Genomic DNA, 2066 nt, shown 5'->3' on the forward strand with positions numbered 1-2066 from the left:
AGTTAGACTCAGCTCAAGAGTCACCTCTTGAGCTGGTCCTCCAAAACCGGACTTGACAGCTTTCCCATCATCCGGCTCCTCCTTGGATTGGCTCCTTGTCAAGAGCACCTCTCTTTATTCGGTTTCTATCCATACAGGTCAACAGCCGTCTTCTGGTGATGACAATGCCTGTGCAGTAGTTGCAGGTTGTCTAGCCTATCCTTTCCTCCCTTTGAAAGAGGTTGGATGTGGTCTGTTTCCAGTTTATCTTCACTGTTGAAGTGTAAGGTACACCAATTACATTTCCCTTGTTGCTTTTTGAGCAGTATTGCTGTCCTTGTTTCTATTTCCGGATGGCGTGCCATACGGGTAGCCCAGTACATCCAATCTCCGTCATAAGGTGTTTTCGTGTCCTTGACTTTGATATGGGGTTTGATTTTTATCCCACTGTGCAAGCTAAGCCTACTATCTTTACCTGCCGAGAAGTCCCACTTGCCCCAATCCACTTTCCAGTATTTGTGGGCGATCCAACGTCTGCTTTTGTTGACATGCCTGCGTTTGGCCCAACTCCAGAGTTTGAGGAAGGTCAAGTGACTCATTTTTACAAAGGCAGCCGAAGAATTGTTCCTAGCAAAGTAATTGGCCCACCCTCGAATGATTGGATTAAGCTTATCAATCAAGGCTTGTTGACAAGCAGCCTGATGTTGCTCAATGACTCCTTTCAATGCCTGCTGGTGAGTTTTCAAACTTTGCTTACTGGGGTAGATCCGGGTGCAAAATCCAAAGGGGGTACCATCCCGGTAGGCTCTACTATGCGTCTTACCGGCAAGAAATTGCCTGATTGTACAACCTAGAAAATCAAATCCTGCTGCCCCTTCATACGCTTCTAAGGTATGCACAATACGTGTCTTACTCGCTTTCAGTTCCAGGTTCATGGGTTGCAACCATGTTTCCAGAACTGCTTTTGCTTTCAGCAGTTGGTCTAAATCAGCATGTAACACCACCATGTCATCGGCATAGCGAATCACATTGAGGCGGTAGTAGACCCACTTTCCTTGCTGCTTTTGGCGGTAGGGCGGACAAACCTTTTGCAGGGTGTGTTCCATGCCATGCAAAGCAATATTAGCCAGCAAGGGAGAAACACATCCGCCTTGGGGAGTGCCTTGATCGGATGGGAAAAGTCTGCCTTTTTCCATGATTCCGGCTTTGAGCCATCCTTTCAACACCCCTCGCAACAGCGGAAAGGTAGCTACTTTGCTAAGCAGAGCCTGATGATTGATCCGGTCAAAACATTGGGCAATATCGGCATCTAACACATACTTAGGTTTTTGCTCTAGACAGCGCCAAATAGCTTTTAAGGCATCTTGCGCACTTCTACCCGGTCTGAATCCGTAGCTGTTAGCCTCAAATTTGGCTTCCCATTCAGGTTCCAAAGCAAATTTAACCAGAGTCTGACAAATTCGATCAGAGATGGTAGGAATACCTAAGGGGCGTTTTTCAGCTTTTCCCGGTTTGGGTATCCAGATTCTTCTCACCGGTTTGGCCTTCCTCGTGATTTGCAAGCAATGAGCCAGGACTAGCCTAGCTTTGGCCGAAAGGGATTTTACTCCATCTACACCTGCTGTATGTTTCCCCCCATTATCCTGCGTAATCTTGCGGGTAGCCAGTAGTTTAGCCCAGTGGGAATGGAGCAACAATCGTTGTAATCGGTGCAGGGTTTTCACCTCCGCCCGTAAAGAGGCTTGGTAAATTCGCTTTTGGAGCTTGAAGACAGCCCGTTCAATTCTTTTCCAGGGCAGATCCTTCCATTCATACATCAGATTTGCATCCGTGTTCATAACATATTGACTCCTACTAATGACTTTACCTTCCAATTCTAAGGTGTCTAGGTGGGCATATCTGCGGCATTACCCGCAGCATTGGCTTTCTAGACAATCCTACTCCTCGTGTTTGTGCGGCTGACTACCTGCTTATTGGAAATGTTGCCACGGCCAATAAGAAAACACGAAGCTTTTCCTCGTTCCCAAGGTTGGTTTTGCGAAGGGGTAGGACTATACTTTCCACCGGGTTTTGCGGGAGTGAACACT

The 2066-nt window shown here is 47.2% G+C and carries 1 protein-coding gene; it reads right to left on the reverse strand.

Annotated features, from left to right (window positions below; all coding sequences use genetic code 11):
• Positions 1-125: 125 nt before the first annotated feature.
• The gene (gene ltrA, locus Q0590_RS37130) at positions 126-1817 is read right to left on the reverse strand and encodes a group II intron reverse transcriptase/maturase (RefSeq protein WP_302042747.1); all 1692 of its coding nucleotides are present in this window, start codon (positions 1815-1817) and stop codon (positions 126-128) included.
• Positions 1818-2066: the final 249 nt, after the last annotated feature.

This window comes from Rhodocytophaga aerolata (assembly GCF_030503435.1).
Classification (GTDB): Bacteria; Bacteroidota; Bacteroidia; order Cytophagales; family 172606-1; genus Rhodocytophaga; species Rhodocytophaga aerolata.